The sequence below is a fragment of the Cupriavidus yeoncheonensis genome (genome assembly GCF_905397275.1).
Lineage (GTDB): Bacteria > Pseudomonadota > Gammaproteobacteria > Burkholderiales > Burkholderiaceae > Cupriavidus > Cupriavidus yeoncheonensis.
Map to the genome: position 1 here is coordinate 220,641 of NZ_CAJPUY010000008.1, position 18,919 is coordinate 239,559.

15 protein-coding genes are annotated in these 18,919 nt (G+C 66.1%); 8 read left to right on the forward strand and 7 right to left on the reverse strand.

Features of this window, described 5'->3' with window-relative positions; all coding sequences use genetic code 11:
- Positions 1 to 54 precede the first annotated feature (54 nt).
- Positions 55 to 1,086: a LacI family DNA-binding transcriptional regulator gene (locus KHO22_RS13245; protein WP_211947589.1), complete on the forward strand. Its 1,032-nt coding sequence runs from the start codon at positions 55 to 57 to the stop codon at positions 1,084 to 1,086.
- A gap of 50 nt (positions 1,087 to 1,136) precedes the next feature.
- Here KHO22_RS13245 and KHO22_RS13250 read toward each other — a convergent pair whose 3' ends face one another.
- Together KHO22_RS13250 and KHO22_RS13255 are read right to left on the reverse strand one after the other, a co-directional pair.
- Positions 1,137 to 1,607, reverse strand: coding sequence for a MaoC family dehydratase (locus KHO22_RS13250; RefSeq protein ID WP_211947590.1), 471 nt, complete (start codon positions 1,605 to 1,607; stop codon positions 1,137 to 1,139).
- A gap of 36 nt (positions 1,608 to 1,643) precedes the next feature.
- Positions 1,644 to 2,627, reverse strand: a complete 984-nt coding sequence (locus KHO22_RS13255; RefSeq protein ID WP_211947591.1) for a tripartite tricarboxylate transporter substrate binding protein — start codon at positions 2,625 to 2,627, stop codon at positions 1,644 to 1,646.
- Positions 2,628 to 2,844: 217 nt separating this feature from the next.
- Between KHO22_RS13255 and KHO22_RS13260 the strand changes: the two genes are divergently transcribed.
- Together KHO22_RS13260 and KHO22_RS13265 are read left to right on the forward strand one after the other, a co-directional pair.
- Positions 2,845 to 3,747 carry a LysR family transcriptional regulator gene (locus KHO22_RS13260; protein WP_211947592.1) on the forward strand — a complete coding sequence of 301 codons (903 nt, stop codon included), beginning with the start codon at positions 2,845 to 2,847 and terminating at the stop codon, positions 3,745 to 3,747.
- 90 nt (positions 3,748 to 3,837) lie between these two features.
- A complete protein-coding gene (locus KHO22_RS13265) occupies positions 3,838 to 5,040 on the forward strand; it encodes a CaiB/BaiF CoA transferase family protein (RefSeq protein WP_211947593.1) in 1,203 nt (400 codons plus the stop codon).
- A 99-nt stretch (positions 5,041 to 5,139) separates the two neighbouring features.
- Here KHO22_RS13265 and KHO22_RS13270 read toward each other — a convergent pair whose 3' ends face one another.
- From KHO22_RS13270 to ppk1, 3 genes are all read right to left on the reverse strand, one after another.
- On the reverse strand, positions 5,140 to 5,361 hold the full coding sequence (locus KHO22_RS13270) for a hypothetical protein (RefSeq protein ID WP_211947594.1): 222 nt from the start codon (positions 5,359 to 5,361) through the stop codon (positions 5,140 to 5,142).
- Between the two features lie 50 nt (positions 5,362 to 5,411).
- A complete protein-coding gene (locus tag KHO22_RS32855; protein WP_420839599.1) occupies positions 5,412 to 5,831 on the reverse strand; it encodes a DUF3562 domain-containing protein in 420 nt (139 codons plus the stop codon).
- Between the two features lie 275 nt (positions 5,832 to 6,106).
- Positions 6,107 to 8,242 carry a polyphosphate kinase 1 gene (gene ppk1, locus KHO22_RS13280; RefSeq protein ID WP_230426863.1) on the reverse strand — a complete coding sequence of 712 codons (2,136 nt, stop codon included), beginning with the start codon at positions 8,240 to 8,242 and terminating at the stop codon, positions 6,107 to 6,109.
- A 323-nt stretch (positions 8,243 to 8,565) separates the two neighbouring features.
- On the opposite strand from ppk1, the gene KHO22_RS13285 reads away from it, so the two are divergent.
- Entirely contained in the window at positions 8,566 to 8,970 is a 405-nt protein-coding gene (locus KHO22_RS13285) for a DoxX family protein (RefSeq protein WP_211947596.1), read from the forward strand.
- 125 nt (positions 8,971 to 9,095) lie between these two features.
- Here KHO22_RS13285 and KHO22_RS13290 read toward each other — a convergent pair whose 3' ends face one another.
- On the reverse strand, positions 9,096 to 12,653 hold the full coding sequence (locus KHO22_RS13290) for an indolepyruvate ferredoxin oxidoreductase family protein (protein WP_211947597.1): 3,558 nt from the start codon (positions 12,651 to 12,653) through the stop codon (positions 9,096 to 9,098).
- A gap of 120 nt (positions 12,654 to 12,773) precedes the next feature.
- Here KHO22_RS13290 and KHO22_RS13295 point away from each other — a divergent pair, with 120 nt between their 5' ends.
- Both KHO22_RS13295 and KHO22_RS13300 read left to right on the forward strand, forming a co-directional pair.
- Entirely contained in the window at positions 12,774 to 13,709 is a 936-nt protein-coding gene (locus tag KHO22_RS13295) for a LysR family transcriptional regulator (RefSeq protein WP_211947598.1), read from the forward strand.
- A 235-nt stretch (positions 13,710 to 13,944) separates the two neighbouring features.
- Positions 13,945 to 14,670: a Crp/Fnr family transcriptional regulator gene (locus KHO22_RS13300; RefSeq protein ID WP_211947599.1), complete on the forward strand. Its 726-nt coding sequence runs from the start codon at positions 13,945 to 13,947 to the stop codon at positions 14,668 to 14,670.
- A gap of 451 nt (positions 14,671 to 15,121) precedes the next feature.
- Here KHO22_RS13300 and KHO22_RS13305 read toward each other — a convergent pair whose 3' ends face one another.
- Positions 15,122 to 16,006: a LysR family transcriptional regulator gene (locus KHO22_RS13305; protein WP_211947600.1), complete on the reverse strand. Its 885-nt coding sequence runs from the start codon at positions 16,004 to 16,006 to the stop codon at positions 15,122 to 15,124.
- A 109-nt stretch (positions 16,007 to 16,115) separates the two neighbouring features.
- Here KHO22_RS13305 and KHO22_RS13310 point away from each other — a divergent pair, with 109 nt between their 5' ends.
- A complete protein-coding gene (locus KHO22_RS13310; RefSeq protein WP_211947601.1) occupies positions 16,116 to 17,669 on the forward strand; it encodes an AMP-binding protein in 1,554 nt (517 codons plus the stop codon).
- A 9-nt stretch (positions 17,670 to 17,678) separates the two neighbouring features.
- Entirely contained in the window at positions 17,679 to 18,854 is a 1,176-nt protein-coding gene (locus KHO22_RS13315; protein ID WP_211947602.1) for an acyl-CoA dehydrogenase family protein, read from the forward strand.
- The last annotated feature ends 65 nt before the right edge of the window (positions 18,855 to 18,919 follow it).

Here is an 18,919-nt window from a genome sequence, read left to right on the forward strand (position 1 = left end):
TTAGAATGGCGGTTTCCCGACCCGCCCAGCGCCCCCGCACCGCTTTCCGCCGATATGCCCGAGCGCAAACGCCTGACCCTCAAAGACCTCGCCGCCGAGATCAATGTGCATTACTCGACGGTGTCGCGCGTGATGAACCCGGCAACGCGGCATCTCGTGGCGGAAGACGTGGCGGCGCGCGTGCTCGCGCTGGCCGACGAGCGCGGCTTCCGTCCCAACCGCATCGCGGCGGGGTTGCGCACGCAGCGCTCGGGGCTGGTCGGCGTGGTGCTGCCCGACATCGCCAACCCGGTGTTTCCGCCGATCCTGGCGGGCATTGAAGCGGTGTTGTGCCAGCAAGGCTATGTGCCGATCGTGGTCAACGCCGGCACCGACAAGGCACGCCAGCGCTACGTCATCGACCAGCTGCTCGGGCGCCAGGTCGAAGGGCTGGTGCTGGCCACCGCCGAGCGCGACGACCCCGTGCTGGAGTACTGCGTGGCCCAGCGCATTCCCGTGGTCATGGTGAACCGCGGCGAGGACACGGGCCGCGCGTCGTGCGTGGTCAGCGACAGCCTGCTGGCCATGCGCCTGACCGTGGATCACCTGGTTGGGCTCGGGCACCGCCAGATCGGCCACATCGCGGGGCCGTCCACGCTGTCGACCGGCTTCCTGCGCCGCGAGGGCTTTGTCCGCGCCGTGCGGCGCCACCGCCTGCGCGCCGGGCAATGGCAGGTCATCGAAGCCGCGAGCTATTCGCGCGAAGCGGGCCGCGAAGCCTGCGAACGGTTGCTGGCCGAATTCCCGGGAATGACGGCCATTGCCGCCGGCAATGACCTGATCGCCATGGGCTGCTACGACTGCCTGCGCGCCCGCGGCCTGCGCTGTCCCGACGACATCTCGGTGATCGGCCACAACGACATGCCGTTCGTCGACGCGCTGTCGCCGCCGTTGACCACGGTGCGCATTGCCGTCCATCAAATGGGCGAGGAAGCGGCAAAGCTGCTGCTCAGCAAGCTCAGCCAGCCCGACGCCAAGGCCGTGACGGTCGAGCTGACGCCGGAGCTGATCGTGCGCGGGTCGACGGCGGCGCCGCCGGCGGCCTGAAGACTTCAGCTCCCGGCGATGCGCACCTTGCGGCCGCCGCCGCGGGAATATCAGCCTTGCGCCGGCGATCGCTTGCGCAGCAGGTACTTCTGCCAGCCCTCCATGACGCACACATCGTTCTGGTTGCGTACCTCCGTGCGCATCACCAGCACGCCGGTGGTGCGGCCCGGAATCAGCTCGCTGACGGTCAGGCTGCTGTAGAGCGTGTCGCCGACATAGACCGGCGCCAGGAACCGGCTGCCCTGTTCGATGAAGGCCTTCAGCGACTCCTCCACCATGTGCGGGAACAGGCCGGACCCCGCCGCCGTCTGGATCACCACCTGGTAGCCGTGCGCGAGCATGTGCGGCATGCCATGGGCACGGCAGTACTCGACATCGTAGTGCACGGGATGGTTGTCGCCGCTGGCAAGCTGGAATGCGGCGAACAGCGCGTCGGTCATGGTGCGCGACGGCAGGTTCATGCGCTCGCCGATCTCGAAGTCCTCGAAGTAGCGCTGCGGGCAAAGCTGGTGCTTGTTCATGATGTGCTCGGTTGTCGTGATGGGTGTGGGTCGCGCTCAGTCCGACTTCATGTTGGCCGCGGCGGCCACCGGCTTCCACTTGGCGATCTCCGCGCGCAGGAACTTCTCCAGCGCTTCCGGGGTCGGCTTCGGTTCGAGGATCAGCCCCAGTTCATTGGCCTTTGCCTGCAAGGCGGGCTCCTGCAGGGTCTGGGCAAGCGTTTCCGACAGCTTGCGGATGATCTCGGGCGAGGTCTTCGCCGGCGCGAACACGGCGTTCCAGGTATAGGCCTCGTAGCCCGGCACCACGTCCGCGATCGCCGGCGTATCGGGGGTCTGCGACAGGCGCTTCGACATCGATGTCGCCAGCAGCCGCACCGTGCCCGAGCGGACCTGCGCAAGGCCGGTCGGCGCGCTGTCGAGCATGAATTCGACGTGGCCGCCGATCAGGTCCGCCATGGCTGGCGCGCTGCCGCGGTACGGCACGTGGACGGCCCTGGTGCCTGCCTTGTAGTTGAGCAGTTCCGCCCCCAGGTGCGGCGCACTGCCGACGCCTGCCGAGCTGTAGTTGACCTTGCCGGGGTGCGCCTTCAGGTAGGCGATGAACTCGCCCAGCGTTTGCGCGGGGACTGACTTGTTGACCACCAGCACCAGCGGCGCGCGCGCGGCCAGGCCCACCGGGGCGAAGTCCTCGATCGTGCGATACGGCAGCGTGGCATGGATGCTCGGGTTGACCGCGTGAGCCACTGTCGTCAGCAGCAGAGTGTAGCCATCCGGGGCCGCCTTGGACACGTACTCGGTGCCGACGATGGTGCCGGCGCCGGTGCGGTTCTCGACCACCACCTGGGCCTTGAGCTGGCGGCTCCAGCTCGCTGCCAGCGATCGTGCAAAGGTATCGGTCGGACCGCCGGCGGCGTAGGGCACCACCAGCCTGACTGGCCGTGCGGGATAGTCGGTTTGCGCGGCGGCGCCCGCGGCCGCGCCCAGCAGCGCGAGGCCGAGGCCGAGCGCTGCGGCTAACCGGGAAATAGGGGGAATCATGTCGGTGTCTCCGTCTCGTGGTCAGGCGATCGCGCGGTCCCTGCACCAGGGCTTCGCCGTGCGGTGCGAGCGGAAAATATAGAATCGTGAGCATCGGGCAGGCCAGTCGAAAGGTGCTGGGGTCCCTTAGAAGAATTCTAAATGCGCGGTGCGGCAAGGCTTTGCGGGCGGTCCGGCGCGCTCCGGCCAGTCCCGGCCGCCGCTGACGGAGACAGATTTGCGATTCGAACTGACAGACCTGCGCGTATTCCTGGCGATCGCGGAGGCCAAGAGCCTGACCGCCGGCGCGTCGGACGTGCACCTGACCGCGCCGTCGGCAAGCTACCGCCTGAAAAACCTTGAACAGGCCGTGGGCGTGCCCCTGTTCCGGCGCACGCAGAAGGGCATGGCCCTGACCGCGGCCGGCGAAACCATGCTGCGCCATGCGCGCACCATCCTCGACAACGTCGAACGCCTGCAGGCCGACATGCGCCGCCACACCGACGGCATCGAAGGCCATCTGCGCGTGCATGCGAACAGCAGCACCATGAGCAGCCTGCCCGCGGCGCTCAGCCGCTTCCTGGCCGCCTACCCCAACGTAAACGTCGATCTCGAGGAGCACCTGAGCGAGGAAAGCGTGCGCGCGGTGCTGGACGGGCGCGCCGATATCGGCCTGGTGGCCGGCGCGATCGACCTGCGCGGCCTCGAATCGATCCGCTATGGCGAAGACCAGCTGCTGTTCGTGGTCCCGCCCCGGCATCCGCTTGGCATGCACGAACGCGTGTCGCTCACGCAGGCGCTGCAGTACGACCTGGTGTCGATCGGCAGCCGCAGCAGCAACTTCCTGTTCCTGAAAGAGATGGCCACGCGCGCCGGCAAGGAGCCCCGCGTCAGGGTGCACGCGGCCAATTTCCCGGCGGTCATCCGCTGCGTCCAGGAAGGCGCGGGCATTTCGCTGGTGCCGCGCTCGGTCGCCGATCCGGCAATCGAGCAGGGGCTGGTGGAAGGCGTGGGGCTGGATGAGCCGTGGGCCAGGCGCGAGCAGCGCATTGTCGTGCGCAGCCAGGAGGCGCTGCCCGGATTTGCGCGGGCGTTCATCCGGTTCGTGGCGGAGTCGGGCGAGGCCGGCATCGACCGTTAGACACCCTCAAACCCCGCTTAGTAAATCTCGACTGGCCGCGGCACGCGCGCGGTTCCTATACTCGGCCGACCCGATTCCCTGGAACCCGCCATGTGTGCCACCGCCTCTCCCACCGCTGCGCCGCTCGACGGCGTTACCGTCCTCGCACTCGAACACGCCGTGGCCGCGCCGTTCGCCAGCCGCCAGCTGGCCGACCTCGGCGCGCGCGTCATCAAGATCGAACGCCCGGGCGTCGGCGACTTCGCGCGCGGGTATGACCAGACCGTGCACGGCATGTCGTCGTTCTTCGTCTGGGCCAACCGCGGCAAGGAAAGCCTGACGCTGGACCTGAAACATCCGCGCGCCGCGGAGATCGTGCGGCAACTCCTGGGGCAGGCCGATGTCCTCATCCAGAACCTCGCGCCCGGCGCAACCCGGCGCATGGGGCTGGATTTCGACGCGCTGCATGCCGACTTTCCCGGCCTCATCGTGTGCGATATCTCGGGCTACGGCGACCAGGGCCCGTACCGCGACAAGAAGGCCTACGACCTGCTGATCCAGGCGGCAGCGGGGCTGATCTCCGTGACGGGCACCGAGGCGGAGCCGTCGCGCGCGGGCATCTCGATTGCCGATATCGCGGCCGGCATGTATGCGTACTCGGGCATCCTCTCGGCGTTGCTGGCGCGCGCGCGTACCGGCAAGGGCCAGCGCGTGGAGATCACCATGCTCGAAGCCCTGGGCGAATGGATGTCATACCCGCTGAACTTCGCGCACTATGGCGGCACCCCGCCGGCGCGCACCGGCCTGGCCCACCCCGCCATCGCGCCCTACGGCCAGTATCGGACCGGGGACGGCGGCAGCGTGATCTTCGGCCTGCAGAACGACCGCGAGTGGCAATGCTTCTGCCGCGAGGTGCTCGGCAACGCGGCGCTCGCCGCGGACGAACGCTTCGCGACCAACCTGCAGCGCGTGGCCAACCGCGACGCGCTCGATGCGGAGATCGGCGCGTACCTTGCGCACATGACGCGCGACCAGCTGATTGAACGTCTGGACCGGGGCGGAATTGCCAATGCGCCGTTGAACGATATGCACGAGGTCTGGGCGCATCCGCAGTTTGCCGCGCGAGACCGCTGGCGCGAGGTCGCCACGCCAGCCGGGCCGGTGCAGGCGCTGCTGCCGCCCGCCACGCTGTCCCGCGCACCGGCCTGCATGGGCAGCGTGCCTGCGCTCGGCGAGCACTCGGCGCAGATCCTCGGTGCGCTGGGAGTCAGCGACGCGCAGATGGATGCGCTGCGCGCGGAACGCGCGATCTGAACCGGCAGCGTGTCAGCGGGCGGCTGACGTCAATACGAACGGCCCGCCGCAACGATCGCTGCCGCAGGAAAACCATGCCAGCCACCCGCCCTATGCCGCCTACTTCGAACCCCCGAAGCTGGCGAAAACACGCGCCTGCACGGCATCCATGATCTGCAGGACATCCGCATCGGCCGGACCACTCGCCGCCACGCCCGTCGCGTGTTTGGGCTTCGCACCCAGGGGATAGAACACAAAGGCGGCGTCGCTGCTGCCGGCCAGCTCCTTCTTCAGTTGCCGGTTGAGCGCCTTCAGGTACTGCTTCTTGATCGTCTTCGACATGAATGCCCTGGCTCCGTTGGCGGTGCTGTTCCCGATGTCAGGCTGCCATGCTAGATGGAAGCGTGACCCGGCCGGTCATGGGAATCCGCTGTCCGCGACGCATGCATCTCCTTCCGGCGCAATACCGCCATGACTCGCTTCTCGGTCAGGACCGGAAGATAGTCAGTGAATTTGGCATCGGCCCTCAGTGCATCCCAGACGTTCCAGAATTCCCATTGCACCACTTCCCTGGGCACATTGAGTGTGCTCGCAATGCGTTCGATGGCCCTGCTGCCTGACAACGGGCGCGCAGAATCGCCGCCTTCGGGACTGGATCCGCTCCGAGGCGCGCATACGGGTCGGGCATCGTGAAAGTGATGCACAAATAACCCCAGAGAATGTAGCGACCATGGTGAGTGTAGACGCTGCGGCGCCGGCATGGCACGGTTCCCGGTCGCAGGCGAAGCGCACCTGCGTGCAACCGTACCCATAAAGAAATAGAGGCTGTCCTCAAGGACAGCCTCTAATACCCCCGCGACTTGAAAGCCCCTCGCCGTCTTCCGCGAGTTCTTGGGACTCGCATGAAGCCATTGTCGGCGGAGGCAGTATCGGAAACGCGGCGCATTCTTCACAACATCTGAGCGCGCCTGTCCAAACACGGCGCGAAGTATCGGGCCTGGATGTGACAGCAGCGTGTCAATGCCGCGCAGGCCGCACGCCGCATGTACCAGACTGGCGGCCGTGTCGACCGCTTTCGCGCATCGGTTCAGGTCAGGCTTGCCAGCAACATGCTCTGCGCAGACTCCCCCTGACGGGAGCGCCTGCGCCGGTAGCTTCCTGTCGGCTCCATTTCCCAGGCATCGCGCTTGTCGTTCAGATAGGGTTTCAGGCCTTCGCCGATCACGCGTTTTTTCAGGCGCGGATCCAGGACCGGAAAACAGACTTCGATGCGCCGGAACAGGTTGCGACCCATCCAGTCCGCACTGGATAGCATCACGTCCTCGGCCTTGTCGTTGTAGAAGTAGAAAATCCGGGAATGCTCGAGGAAGCGGCCGATGACGGAGCGCACCGTAATGTTGTCGGACAGCCCCGCCACGCCCGGCCGCAAGGCACAGGCCCCACGCACGATCAGGTCGACGCGCACGCCTTCGCGCGAAGCTTCATAGAGCGCCTGGATCAGGCCCGGCTCGAGCAGCGCATTCATCTTGGCGATGATCCAGCCCTTGCGCCCTGCCTTGGCGTGCTCGGCTTCGCGCCGGATGGCCTGCAGCAGCGACTTGTGCATGGTGAACGGCGACTGCCAGACATGGGCCGTCTTGCTGATCTGCCCCAGGCCGGTCAGTTGCGCGAAGACGTTCGCGATGTCCTGGGTGATCTCCGGATTGCAGGTCATCAGCCCGAAATCCGTATAGAAGCGCGTGGTCTGGCTGTGATAGTTGCCGGTGCCGAGATGCGCATAGTGCCGCAGGCGGCCGCTCTCGCGCCGCACGACCAGCACCATCTTGGCGTGCGCCTTGTAGCCCACCACGCCATAGACAACATGGGCCCCGGCCTCTTCCAGCTGCGCCGCCCAGCCGATATTGGCTTCTTCATCAAACCGCGCCAGCAGCTCCACGACCGCGGTGACTTCCTTGCCTTTGCGCGCCGCTTCGGTCAGCGCTGACAGCAGCACCGAATCGTGCCCCGCCCGGTAGACGGTCTGGCGGATTGCCACGACATCCGGATCCTGCGCAGCCTGCCGGACAAAGTCCACCACGGGGGCAAACGACTGGAACGGGTGATGCAACAGGATGTCGCCGTCGCCGATGGCACGGAACATGTCGGATTGCTGCTGTAGGCACTTGGGCAAGCCGGGGCGGAAAGGCGGGTACTTGAGATCGGGCCGGTCGACCTGCTCGGGCACCTGCAGCATCCGCACCAGGTTGACGGGCCCGTTGACCGAGAACACCTCCGTCGCGGACAAGCCGAACTGCTGCTGCAGGAACAGGGTCACGGCAGGCGGGCAGTTGTCCGCCACCTCCAGCCGCAAGGCATCGCCAAAATGCCGCTGCGGTAGTTCGCCCTGCAGGGCTTCGCGCAGGTTCTTGATTTCTTCCTCGTCCACGAACAGTTCGCTGTTGCGCGTCACGCGGAACTGGTAGCAGCCACGCACGGTCATGCCGTTGAACAACTCGCACACGTGCGCATGCAGGATGGATGACAGGAAGACAAAACCGTGCCGGCAGCCCGCCACCTCCGGCGGCAAGGCAATGACGCGCGGCAAGGCGCGAGGCGCCTGGACGATGGCGTTGCCCGAGCGGCGGCCGAATGCGTCCTTGCCTTCGAGCTCCACGGCAAAATTCAGGCTCTTGTTGAGCACGCGCGGGAACGGGTGCGCCGGATCCAGCCCGATCGGCGTCAACACGGGCATCAGCTCATTGAAGAAATACTCGCGGATCCATTCCGCCTGCGCCGCGTTCCAGGACGGCCGCCGCAGGAAGCAGACCTGCTCGGCGGCGAGCGCGGGAATCAGGACGTCATTGAACATCTGGTACTGCAGCGCGACCAGTTCGCGGACCCTGGCGTTCACCAGGTCGTAGAGCGTCTGCGGGGAAAGGCCATCCGGTCCGCTGACCGGCGACTGGACCAGGCATTGCTCCTTCAGGCCCGCCACGCGGATCTCGTAGAACTCGTCCAGGTTGCTGCTGAAGATGCACAGGAAACGCAGGCGTTCCAGCAACGGCGTGTCGGGGTCGGCGGCCTGCATCAGCACGCGCCGGTTGAACTCGAGCTGGCTCAGCTCGCGATTGACGAACAAGGCGTTGCCGTTCGGTGATGCGGACAACGACTCCGGCGCCTGCGGCGCTTCGGCTTCAGACAATAGGGACAGCGTGCTCCGTGATGAAATCGAGTCGTCTTCCATTTGGCATCCGATCAGAAGTTTCGGCCGCACGCACGCCGTCCGCTGCTGGCTCTGGTACTAGGTTCGTCAAAAACTCTCACTCCACACGTGAGCGCCTGCCGGCGCGAGCCTGCCTGCAAATTCTAGTCCACCGTGCCTGAGAAATCGCATTCCCCTGCAGTCCCCGCAGTCTGCCAAATTATTCAAATATTTTGATTGACTGATTTCATTGCCCACCACCAATGACGGCATCAGCCCGCCTATTCTTCCATCAGTACTGGGAGGCAATGAATTCAATCAATTTCATGTAATCCCTGCGACCCCTATCTACTTTGGAGCATGCCATGACCCCCAGCATTTCCCGACTGTACCCCGCCGGCCGCGCCCTGCTCGGCGTCCTTTTCCTGATTTCCGGGATCCTCAAGATTGGTGGCTTCGCCGGCACTGCGGCCTGGATGGCGAGTGCCGGACTGCCGTTGGCCAGCGTCCTGCTCGTGCTGACCATCGTGATCGAGATCGGCGGCGGCCTGACCCTCATCACCGGCTGGAACGCCCGGTGGGGTGCACTGGCGCTGGCGGTGTTCCTGGTGCCGGTGAGCCTGGTCTTCCACGGCTTCTGGAGCGCGGATGCCGCAACGTTCCAGAATCAGCTCAACCACTTCCTGAAGAACATCTCGATCCTGGGCGGCATGCTGGTGGTGTTTGCGCTGGAGTCGGAGATTCGGGCAAGCCAGGCCAAGGCGCGGTAAGCGCATGGCGGCGGCCCGGCGCGCAGAAGAAAAAAGCCCGCGCTCCATGATGGAGCGCGGGCTTTTTCATGCACCGAGGCGGCCTTGCCTTTCCATCTGCCCGACAATGCCGCGGCGGGCTTCCGTCACGCTGCCCGACGTGCGCCTTCGCGATACTGCCCAAGCAGCGCCTCGCGACGGGCAGCCACTGCTTGCATATTGCCTTCCTTCACATGGCCGAAGCCGCGGATATCGTCGGGCAACGTCGCCAGCGCGATCGCGGTGTCAAGCCGGTCGTGGCTCAGCGACTGCGCGAACTCGCCGACCATCGCCAGGTAATCGGCGATCAGCTGCCGTTCGGCGCGGCGCTCGGCCGTGCGGCCGAACACGTCGAGCGCGGTGCCGCGCAGCCCCTTCAGCCGGGCCAGCAGGCGGAACGCCGACAGGGTGCGCGGGCCGAAGCGGCGCTTGAGCAGGCGACCCTTGTCGTCGCTCTTGGCCAGCAGCGGCGGCGCGAGCCAGAAGTTGAGCTGGTAGTCGCGGCCGGGCTCGCCTTCGAACTGCGCGCGCAGCTTGTCGAGGAAGGCGGGATCGGCGTAGAGACGGGCGACTTCGTACTCGTCCTTGTATGCCATGAGCTTGGCGAGGTTGCGCGCCACGGCCTCGGTCAGCGCCAGCTTGCGGCCGGCGCCGAGCTTCTGCTCCGCAGTGCGGATGCGTTCGACTGCGTCGCGGTAGCGGCCGGCATAGGCGGCGTTCTGGTAATCAGTCAGCATGGCTTCACCCTGGCGGATCAGGTTGTCGAGCGTCTGCGGCATGGCGACCACCTGCTCGCGCGGCGCGGACGGCAGCATTGCCCTGACGGCCGCTTCGCCATGATGGGCGAGATAGCGGCCCCATTCGAACGCGAGGCGGTTCTTTTCCACAGACACGCCGTTGAGTTCGATCGCGCGCAGCAGGCTGTCGCGCAGCAGCGGAACCCAGCCCTTCTGCCAGGCAAAGCCAAGCAGCAGCGGGTTGGAGTAAATCGCATCGGCCAGCAGCGTGACGGCCCAGGCGCTGGCATCGACGAAGGCGCAGGCATCGCCCGCGCTGGCGCGCAGGTCCTGTTCCGCGCTGGCGCCCGGGAACTTCCACTTCGGGTTCTTGATGAAGTCGGCGGTCGGCGTGTTGGCGCTGTTGACGACGGCCGCGGTCACGCCGTGGCGGACCTTGGACAGCACTTCCGCCGATGCCGAGACGATCGCGTCGCCGCCAATCACGAGCCGCGCGTCGCCGGTGGCGATGCGCGTCGCATGCAGCGCGGCCGGGCTCGGGGCGATCTGCACGTGGCTGATCACCGCTCCGCCCTTCTGCGCCAGGCCCGCCATGTCCAGCACCGTCACGCCCTTGCGTTCGAGATGCGCGGCCATGCCGAGCAGGCCGCCAATGGTGACCACACCGGTGCCGCCCACGCCGGTCACCAGCACGCCATAGGGTCGCTCCAGCGCCGGCAGCACGGGCAGCGGCAGCGCGTCGAAATCAGCGCCCGTGCCCTTGCCGCCCGCGGCGCCCGGCTTGCGCACCTGCGCACCCTCGGCCGTGACAAAGCTCGGGCAGAAGCCGTTGACGCACGAGAAGTCCTTGTTGCAGGAGGACTGGTTGATCCTGCGCTTGGTGCCCAGGTCGGTTTCCAGCGGTTCGACGGACAGGCAGTTCGACTTGGCCGAGCAATCGCCGCAGCCTTCGCAGACCGCGTCGTTGATGAACGCGCGCCGGGCCGGGTCCGGATAGGTGCCGCGCTTGCGGCGGCGGCGCTTTTCCGTGGCGCAGGTCTGGTCGTAGATCAGGACCGTGACGCCCGCGGTGTCGCGCAGATCGACCTGGACCTGATCGAGCTGGTCCCGGTGGAACACCGTCACGCCGGCCGGCAGCATGCCGCCATTGCCGTACTTCTCGGGCTCGTCGGTGACGACCACGAGCTTCTTCGCACCTTCGGCCAGGACCTGGTGGGCGATCTGCGGCACGGTCAGCACGCCGTCGATCGGCTGCCCGCCGGTCATCGCGACGGCGTCGTTGAACAGGATCTTGTAGGTGATATTGGCGCTGGCGGCAATCGACGCGCGAATGGCGAGCAGGCCCGAGTGGAAGTACGTGCCGTCGCCAAGGTTGGCGAACACGTGCTTGTCGTTCGTGAAGTGCATCTGGCCCGTCCACGCCACGCCTTCGCCGCCCATCTGGCTGAAGGTGTCGGTATTGCGGTCCATCCACAGCGTCATGTAGTGGCAGCCGATGCCAGCCAGCGCGCGCGAGCCTTCGGGCACGCGCGTGGAAGTGTTATGCGGGCAGCCCGAGCAGAACCACGGCTTGCGCTCGACGGCGAGCCGCGGCTGGGCGGCCTCGCGCTCCTTGGCCTCGATCAGCGCCACGCGCGCCGCGATGCGCGCGCGCACCTCTTCGGGCAGATCGAAGCGCTCCAGGCGCCGGGCGATGGCCTTGGCGATCAGCGCCGGCGACAGTTCATAGTGCGCGGGCAGCAGCCAGTTGCCGCGCGGCACCGACCACTCGCCGCCGTCGTTGCCGCGCTGGTCGAACTTGCCATAGACCTTTGGCCGCACGTCCTCGCGCCAGTTGTACAACTCTTCCTTGAGCGCGTATTCGAGGATCTGGCGCTTCTCTTCGACCACCAGGATCTCTTCGAGGCCGGTTGCGAACTCGCGCGCGCCGTGCGCCTCCAGCGGCCACACGCAGCCGACCTTGTAGACGCGGATGCCGATGCGCTGGCAGGTGTCGTCGTCGAGGCCGAGGTCGGCCAGCGCCTGGCGCACGTCCAGGTAGGCCTTGCCGGCGGTCATGATGCCGAAGCGCGCGTTGGGCGAATCCAGCACGACGCGGTTGAGCCGGTTGGCCCGCACATAGGCCAGCGCGGCATACCACTTGTGGTCGAGCAGGCGGGCTTCCTGCTGCAGCGGCGTATCGGGCCAGCGGATATTGAGGCCGCCCTCGGGCATCGCGAAATCGTCCGGCAGGACGATCTGCACGCGCTCGGGGTCGATATCGACCGAGGCCGTGGATTCCACCACGTCCGTCACGCACTTCATCGACACCCACAGGCCCGAGTAACGGCTCATGGCCCAGCCATGGAGCCCGTAGTCGAGGTATTCCTGCACGTTGGACGGGTACAGCACCGGAATGCCCGCGGACAGCAGCACGTGTTCCGACTGGTGCGCCACGGTGGACGACTTGGCCGCATGGTCGTCGCCGGCCAGCAGCAGCACGCCGCCATGACGCGACGAACCGGCCGAGTTGGCGTGCTTGAGCACGTCCATGGAACGGTCCACGCCCGGCCCCTTGCCGTACCACATCGAGAACACGCCGTCACGCGTGGCGCCCGGGAACAGGTTGACCTGCTGGCTGCCCCAGACCGCGGTAGCGGCCAGGTCTTCGTTGACCCCGGGCTGGAACACCACGTCGCTGGCGGCCAGGTGCGGCTTGGCCTTCCACAGCGCCTGGTCGACGCCGCCCAGCGGCGAGCCCCGGTAGCCAGAGATGAAGCCCGCCGTATTGAGGCCGGCGGCGCGGTCGCGCGCCTTCTGCAGCATGGGCAGGCGCACCAGCGCCTGGGTGCCGCTCAGGTAGACGCGGCCTTTTTCCAGGGTGTACTTGTCGTCCAGGCTGGCGTTGGCCAGGGCCTCACGCAAAGCTTGTGGCAGCGGGGCATTCATGGGTGTCTCTCTCCGGGGGATGTCGAAGTTATTCGAGGGAGTGTAGGAAGCGCCATCGCTATCGTAAAATCATGAAATCCGAGAGCTGATATCCGATAAACGAATACCGGGAGGACGACCATGGCAAAGGCACGCGAGACGCCGGAACGGCTGGCCAAGGAAATCACGTTGCGGCAGTTCCGCTACTTTGTCGCGGCGGCGGAAACAGGCCAGTTCTCGATGGCCGCGACCGCCGAGCATGTGTCGCAATCGGCCATTACCAACGCCGTGCTGACACTGGAGCAGCGGCTGGCGGTGCGGCTCTTTGACCGCCTGCCCCACGGCGTGGCGCTGACCGCCGAAGGCCACCTGTTCCACCAGCATGCGCGGCAGATCCTCGATTCGGTCGAGGACGCCCTGCGCGAGCCCAGGTTCCAGGTCCATGGGCTGAAAGGCAGCGTGCGGCTGGCGGCGTCCTATACGGTGCTGGGCTATTTCCTGCCCGGCCTGCTGGCGCGCTTTCGCACCAACTACCCCGACATCGACCTCGACCTGCAGGACATGGACCGCCCCGAGATCGAGCGGGCCGTGCTGTCGGGGGATATCGAACTCGGCATCGGGCTGCTCTCCAACCTGGAGCGGCCGCAGCGCTTTGCCCGTCACACGCTGATCCGCTCGCGGCGACAGCTATGGACCTCGGCCACGCACCCGCTGCTGGCCATCGAACGCCCTTCGCTGCGCGATATCGCGGCCTACCCGTACATCCTCATCACGGTGGACGAGGCCGAGTCGTCGACGCTGCGGTACTGGCGCAGCCGCAAGCTGGCGCCCAACATCGCGTTCCGCACCAGTTCGATGGAGGGGTTGCGCGGGCTGGTCGCGCATGGCTTCGGCGTCACGGTGCTGTCCGACATGGTGTACCGCCCGTGGTCGCTGGAAGGCCGGCAGATCGCCGCACGGCCGATCGCCGACGCGGTGCCGGACATGGAAGTCGGCATGCTGTGGCAGCCCGGGCGCAAACTGGAAAAGCCGGCCGATGCACTGCGGGAGTTCCTGATCCACGCGTGCGGAAGCTGACTGGCCGGCGGCCCGCAGCCTCCTCCCTTTGGCTGGGGCTCAACCTTTCGTCGCATACCGCACTCCGGGCCCCGAAACCCGTTTCATCAGGAGAATGGCGGCCCCCTTGCGCCTGATGAAATGGGTTCTAAGCCCTTCAGCCAATGTTCGTCTTCGTACAGAACGCGCTTAATGTGCCCACGGGCCGGCACCAGACCGGCAAGAACCTTGCAACGTCGGATACGGGGAGCGCGGGATGGAAATTTCCAGGACAGGTGGCAACAACCTGCTGTTGCGACAGCTTCCGGAATCGGAATGGGCGGCACTCAAGCCTTGTCTGGAAGCCGTGGCGCTGCGTAGCGGGCAATTGCTCTGCGATGCCGGCCAGCGCGTGCGGCACGTCTATTTTCCGAAAGAGGGCGTGGTTTCGCTGCTGTCGCTCCATGCCGACGGCTCCAGCGTGGAACTGGCGGCGGTCGGCAACGAAGGCCTGGTCGGCCTGCCCGCGCTGACCGGCGCGGAATCCATGCCGCAGCGGTGCGAAGTCAGCCATCCGGGCACGAGCTGGCGCATAGCCGCCGGCGACCTGCGCGAGCTCTACCCGCGGCTGCCGCAGATGCAACGGCTGGTCATGCGGTACATGCAGCTGCTGCTGACGCAAGTCGGCCAGACCGCGGCATGCATCTGCCACCGGACCCTGATGGAGCAGCTTTGCCGCTGGATCCTGCAGACGCTGGACCGGCTCCAGAGCAACGAGCTGCGCATCACGCAGCAGCGCATCGCCGAGATGCTCGGCGTGCGCCGCGAGGGCGTCACGGAAGCCATGGGCAAGCTGCAGAACCTGCGGCTGATCGAGCATACGCGCGGCCGGATCATCGTGATCGACAGGACCGGACTGGAGTCCATCTCCGGCGAGGCTTATACGATCGTCTCGACGGAAGTGCGGCGACTGGTCGGTGATGCCAGGGAGATGGCGCGCTGATCCGCTGATAGTTCCGGATGAGCACCGAGATTTCCGTTCTCCATCAGGCATTTTGCCGCCGCTCAGCAGTTCCTTATTGCGGCGGCCCAGCCCCTTTGGCTGCGGGAATTGCCCCTGAACTCTCTTTGGCCGAAAAGTCCAACATTTCCGGATGGTGGGGGCGGGATTGTTGCCCCCTAACCGGCTTGTATCAGAGCACGCCCTTCTTCTTGTAGAAGTCCTCGGTAGCCTGGGCGAGTGGGATTGGGCAACTGGACAAGCACTCGGGGTGTGTTCAGCGTCGGGCCGTAGTCGGCCAGTTTCCGCCAGTCGCCATCTCCATCGCACGGTCATTCGAGCGACTGCTCCGCTCTAACAGTGGCAGTTCACGGGCGGACCGCTTCAGGCTCTCATCGGCCATTTCCGACGGATCCCAACCTGCTCGTCTGCCTGTGCGCGCCCCAGTAGCCCATCATTCCATGTGAGCTTCGAGAATATCGATCATGCGTTGGGCTAGCGGTGAAAGATAGGCTCCCGCGCGCGACATCACACCTACGCATCGGCCCAGGTCGAGCGCATCCGTCTGCAATGCAATGGGACGCAGGCCCGCGCTGTCGCCGGTGGATCCTGCGATGCTAAGCATTTCGGTGCCGCGCACCAGCTCGAACAGTGACGTGTTACCGAAATCGGTCTCAACGCGGAGGATCGGTCTGGGTAGGCCGAGGTCGGCAAATGCAGCGTCGATCTGCTGGCGGATCGGCAAGTGGGCGCTCGGCAGGAGCCACTGCTGGCCAACGAGATCCTCCAGCGTGAGATTGTGCTGACGCTGCAGGGGATGGTTCTCGTCAGCCACCACCGCCGGCCTGTCAGTAAACAGTTCGCGTGATGCCAGCGCCGGATTCACCTGGCGCGGCAGAGGGGCGACGGCAAGGTCGAGTTCCCCCGCCTCGAGCAGGTCCATCAACTCGCGTGCCATGCGCATCGTCAGGCGCAGCCGCGCCACGGGCCGCTCGCGTATCAGTTGCCGGCACGCACCCAGCACCAGCGCGTTGGGCATCGATGGCGAATAGCCAAGCCGGAGCACGCCCTGTTCGCCGGTCTGGATGCCGCGCATTTCCTTGATCGCATCCTCGTACTCGAGCCGGATGCGGCGCGCCCTATCCAGAAAGACAGCGCCTGCCTGCGTGACGCGCATGCCAAGCGCGGTGCGTTCGAACAGCGGCACGCCCAGTTGCGCCTCCACGCGCTGCACCGCCTTGGTCAGTGCCGGCTGGCTCATGTCCAGCGCCTCCGCCGCTCGCCCGATGCCGCCGTGGGTGCTCACGGCCAGCACGTACTCTATATCGCGAGTCTCCATTACTCATTCCTGTTGGTTATGCCCAGATTCCTATTGCGACATTGTGGCGATGATTCGCATCTTACAGACTGGGCACACCACCACCAGACAGGTTTGCAAGGAGACATCCATGACGTTCGCCTATTTCCTCAGGCGCTCCGCCCGCTATTGGGGCAACCATCCAGCCGTGCTGTACCGGGACCGCGTGCTGACCTATCGTGAGCTCGATGAGCGTTCCACGCGGCTGGCCAACGCCCTGCTGGCGTTGGGATTGCGCACGGGAGACCGCGTGGCGATACAGTCGCGCAACTGCCCGGAAGTCGTGGAGATCGAATGCGCGCTGTACAAGGCCGGACTGGTCAAGGCCGCGCTGAATCCACGCTTCACGGCAAGCGAGGCATCCGATGTCGTCGAAAACTGCACCCCGCGCGTAATGATCGCGGGCCCCGGCTATACGGATTACTCGCGCGAATCGCGTGGATTTGGCTGCGTCGAGCACTTCTTTGCGATCTCGGGCGCGCCAGCCGGCTACGGGACCTACGAAGCGCTGATCGAGGGTGGCGCCACCACGGCCATCGACTACGTGCCAAAGCCTGATGACCTGGCCGTGCTTCACTTCTCGTCAGGTTCCACCGGCAAGATCAAGGCGGCGATGCAGAGCTACGGCAACAGGCTGGCATCGATGCGCAAGATGATCCTGAGCATGGACCATCCGGCACGGCCCGGCGACCGCCTGGCGCTGATCGGGCCGATCACGCATGCGTCCGGGATGCTGATGCAGCCGTACCTGTTTCTTGGTGCAACGCTGGTGCTGTTCGAGAAATTCGAGCCGGCCCACTTCCTGGCCGAGGTGCCGCGCCTGAGGCTGACCCACGTGTTCATGGTACCCGCCATGATCAACATGCTGCTGGCCGAGCCCGCGCTGGCCACGGCGGACCTGGGCAGCCTCAGGACGCTGGCCTACGGTGCCGCGCCGATGGCGCCCGCGCGCATTCGCGAAGCGTGGGAACGCATCGGCCCGATCCTCTCACAGGGCTATGGCGCCAGCGAATCCACATCGGGCGTCACGCGCTTGTCCACGGCCGACCACGCCGACGCCATCGCACGGCACCCCGGGCGGCTCGCGTCGTGCGGCCGTGCGCTGGGCGAAACCGAAGTACGCGTCGTCGACGAACGCGGCGAGGAAGTCAGCGGCGACGACATCGGCGAACTCGTGATTCGCGGTGCGGACGTCTTCCAGGGCTACTGGGGCGAACCCGATCTCACGCATGAGGTGCTGGTCGACGGCTGGCTGCGCACAGGCGACCTCGCGCGCGTGGATACCGACGGCTACCTGTACCTCGTCGATCGCAAGAAGGACATGATCATCTCGGGCGGCTTCAACGTGTATCCGACCGAAGTGGAAGCCACGCTGTACCAGCATCCCGACGTGATGGAGGCATGCGTGATCAGCGTGCCCGATGAAACCTGGGGCGAGAGCGTCAAGGCCGTGGTAGCGCTGCGGCCTGGCCGGAAAGCCAGCGCCGCCGAGCTGATCGGCCACTGCCGCGCGCGCATTGCCGACTACAAGTCGCCGCGCTCGGTGGACTTCGTCGCGGAGCTGCCCAAGAACGCCAGTGGCAAGGTCGCGCGCAAGCTTGTGCGCGAGCAGTACTGGCTGGGCGCCAGCCGACGCGTCAACTGAGGAGCCACCATGTTCGACCATCTGCCCAATCCTGTACTGATCGAGACGCGTGCGGCCATCCGGCGCTTTGTCGAAAACGAACTGCTGCCGATCGAACGCGAGCTGAACCTAGGCGCCGAAGACCCATGGCCACGCGAAGTGTTGCGCAAGGTCTGGCGCCGTTCCAGCGAACTCGGGCTCTATGCGGCCTGCCTGCCCGTGGAACTGGGCGGCAAGGGCCTCAATATCGCGGAACAATGTGCGCTGAAGGCCGACCTCGCCGCCAGCGGCGCGGTCCTGGCGCCGCATGTGCTTGGCGACCTCGGAGGGCCGCCGCGCGTGGGCAACATGCTCAAGTACGCGACGCCCGACCAGCTTGCGCGCTACTTCCAGCCCGTGATCCGCGGCGAGAAGTCGACGTGCTTCGCGCTGACCGAGCCGCATTCGGGCTCCGACGCGCAGAGCATCCGTACGAGTGCCGTTTCCGATGGCGACGACCTGATTGTCAACGGGCAGAAGCACTACATCAGCGGGGCACCGTTCGCCGACTTTGCCATCGTCATGTGCGTAACCGATGCCACCACCACGCCACCGTCGATCACGGCCGTGCTGGTCGATCTCGATCTGCCTGGCGTGACCGTCAGTACGGAATACGTGCCCATGTCAGGCCAGCATATCGACGGCGATATCCGCTTCGACAATGTACGCGTGCCACGCGCGAACATCTTCGGCGGCGAGGGCCAGGGCTTCAGGCTCGGCATGTCTCGCATCAACGTGAACCGCTTGCTGCATTGCCCTTCGATGCTCGGCCTCGCCATGCGTGCCTACCAGGCGTCGGTGGAATACGCAGGCATGCGCCGCCAGTTTGGCGGGCCGATCGCGCGCTTCCAGGCCATCCAGCACATGCTGGCCGATATGGCCGCCGCGCTTTGGGCGTGCGAAAGCATGATCGCACAGACGGCAATGCTGGCCGATGCCGGTGCCGACCTGCGCATGAAGGCGGCCGCGTGCAAGCTGTTCGTGTCCGAACGCTGCTTCGAGGTGGCCGACAAGGCCGTGCAGATTCACGGCAACGTGGGCGTAACGCGCGGCCATCCAGTGGAGCAGACCTGGCGCAAGTTGCGGATGTTCCGCATCTTCACGGGCACCAGCGAAATCCAGCGCAATACGATCGCCAGGGCGATCCTCGATCCGGGCACGGCGTGATCGCCTGCCCGAACAGCTGCCACAACAAACCGCGGCGGTGGTGCCGGAAACAGGCATGCCGCCGT

Coding starts and splice junctions, on each gene's coding strand:
- KHO22_RS13245 (WP_211947589.1), top strand. CDS start 55: ATGCCCGAGCGCAAACGCCTGACCCTCAAAGACCTCGCCGCCGAGATC.
- KHO22_RS13250 (WP_211947590.1), bottom strand. CDS start 1,607: ATGAACAAGCACCAGCTTTGCCCGCAGCGCTACTTCGAGGACTTCGAG.
- KHO22_RS13255 (WP_211947591.1), bottom strand. CDS start 2,627: ATGATTCCCCCTATTTCCCGGTTAGCCGCAGCGCTCGGCCTCGGCCTC.
- KHO22_RS13265 (WP_211947593.1), top strand. CDS start 3,838: ATGTGTGCCACCGCCTCTCCCACCGCTGCGCCGCTCGACGGCGTTACC.
- KHO22_RS13270 (WP_211947594.1), bottom strand. CDS start 5,361: ATGTCGAAGACGATCAAGAAGCAGTACCTGAAGGCGCTCAACCGGCAA.
- KHO22_RS32855 (WP_420839599.1), bottom strand. CDS start 5,831: ATGGGTACGGTTGCACGCAGGTGCGCTTCGCCTGCGACCGGGAACCGT.
- ppk1 (WP_230426863.1), bottom strand. CDS start 8,242: ATGGAAGACGACTCGATTTCATCACGGAGCACGCTGTCCCTATTGTCT.
- KHO22_RS13285 (WP_211947596.1), top strand. CDS start 8,566: ATGACCCCCAGCATTTCCCGACTGTACCCCGCCGGCCGCGCCCTGCTC.
- KHO22_RS13290 (WP_211947597.1), bottom strand. CDS start 12,653: ATGAATGCCCCGCTGCCACAAGCTTTGCGTGAGGCCCTGGCCAACGCC.
- KHO22_RS13295 (WP_211947598.1), top strand. CDS start 12,774: ATGGCAAAGGCACGCGAGACGCCGGAACGGCTGGCCAAGGAAATCACG.
- KHO22_RS13300 (WP_211947599.1), top strand. CDS start 13,945: ATGGAAATTTCCAGGACAGGTGGCAACAACCTGCTGTTGCGACAGCTT.
- KHO22_RS13305 (WP_211947600.1), bottom strand. CDS start 16,006: ATGGAGACTCGCGATATAGAGTACGTGCTGGCCGTGAGCACCCACGGC.
- KHO22_RS13310 (WP_211947601.1), top strand. CDS start 16,116: ATGACGTTCGCCTATTTCCTCAGGCGCTCCGCCCGCTATTGGGGCAAC.
- KHO22_RS13315 (WP_211947602.1), top strand. CDS start 17,679: ATGTTCGACCATCTGCCCAATCCTGTACTGATCGAGACGCGTGCGGCC.